The organism is uncultured Campylobacter sp. (assembly GCF_938031315.1).
GTDB lineage: Bacteria > Campylobacterota > Campylobacteria > Campylobacterales > Campylobacteraceae > Campylobacter_B.
This window is the reverse complement of sequence record NZ_CALHHT010000326.1, coordinates 1-1,553: the sequence shown is the minus strand read 5'-3', so window position 1 is coordinate 1,553 and position 1,553 is coordinate 1. Positions and strand designations below refer to the sequence as shown.

General features: G+C 49.1%; 2 protein-coding genes. Both read left to right on the top strand.

Annotated features, from left to right (window positions below):
- On the top strand, positions 1–211 hold a 211-nt coding region (locus tag Q0236_RS07960; RefSeq protein ID WP_297916718.1), incomplete at its 5' end, for a hypothetical protein.
- Entirely contained in the window at positions 208–1,386 is a 1,179-nt protein-coding gene (locus tag Q0236_RS07955) for a pyridoxal phosphate-dependent aminotransferase (protein WP_297916716.1), read from the top strand. The genes Q0236_RS07960 and Q0236_RS07955, both read left to right, overlap by 4 nt.
- Positions 1,387–1,553: the final 167 nt, after the last annotated feature.

The window sequence follows — 1,553 nt, the reverse complement described above, 5'->3', positions numbered from 1 at the left end:
GAAATATGATTTCGAGCTAGCAGAGCGTGACACCGTCGTAGTGACACAGACCTGCCCCTACGGTGCGCAGACGATAATCTACAAACTCGTCCGTAGTGGAGGCGATTATAAAATCGACGATATCTACAACCAAGACCCAAGCGGCGGCAAGGCTTTTAGCGTCAAAAATCAAATTTTAAATTGTCTAAACCAATCCAAGGAGCATCAATGAAATTAACACTTTCAAGTCGCGTAAGCAAGCTCGGCGAAAGCCTAACGATCGCAATCAGCACCAAAGCCAAGCAGATGAAAGCCCAGGGGCAAGACGTCGTGATCCTAAGCGCAGGCGAGCCTGATTTCGATACCGCAGAAGTCGCCAAAAGGGCTGTCATAGAGGCTATGGCTAAGGGCTGCGGAAAATATACGCCGGTTGCCGGCACGCCTGAAATTTTAAATTTAATCGCACAGAAGCTAAAGCGTGATAATGCTCTAAACTATAGACCCGATCAGATCATCACCAACGTAGGCGCCAAACACTCGCTATTTAACGCCTTTAACTGCATCTTAAACGAAGGCGATGAGGTTATAATACCGGCGCCTTATTGGGTCACCTACCCTGAAATTGTAAAATTTTGCGGCGGTAAGCCTGTCATCGTAAACACAAAGGCAGAAAACCGATACAAAATCACCGCCTCGCAGCTCAAAGCCGCGATCACGCCGCGCACGAAGGCGCTGTGCCTTTTCAACCCGAGTAACCCCGCAGGCGCCGTATATTCGCGCCAGGAGCTACAAGAGCTTGCGGAAGTGCTAAAGGGCACGGATATTTTAGTAATTGCCGATGAAATTTACGAAAAAATCGTCTTCGGCAAGAGCTTCATAGCCGCAGCAAGCATCAGCGAGGATATGTTCGGGCGCACCGTGACGATCAACGGGCTAAGCAAATGCGGCGCGATGCCCGGCTGGCGCTTCGGCTACACCGCGTGCGCAATCGATGAGCTAAATAAGGCGATGATAAACCTGCAAAGTCAAAGCGTCAGCAACGTAGCAAGCATCGTCCAGGCAGGCGCTATGCCAGTGCTGCGCGGCGAGGCGGATGATTATATCGAGGAGATGAGGCGCGAATACGAGCGCAGACGCGATTTTGGCACGGACGCGATAGGCGCGATCCCAGGGCTTAGTGTCGTAAAACCAGATGGCGCATTTTATTTCTTCATAGATTGCTCCCAGATAGAACCTGATAGTATGAAATTCTGCATGCAGCTGCTAGATAAAGGGCTCGTAGCCACGGTGCCAGGAAGCGGATTTGGCATGGATGGGCACTTCCGCATAAGCTTTGCGTGCTCTATGGAAAATCTAAAACGCGGCTTTGAGCGCATAGAAAAATTCGTAAAAAATTACCGCATATAGGCATGCCAGCGAAATTTTGATCTAAATTTTAACGCAGCTCGCCGCAGTAATGGATTTTGAGACAAATTTGACTCGACGATACGGCGAATTTTGTGCAAATTTTGCGCGGCGCGACGACAAAATTTTGACCGTAAATTTAGTGCGCACGACAGCAAAATTTAAAACAA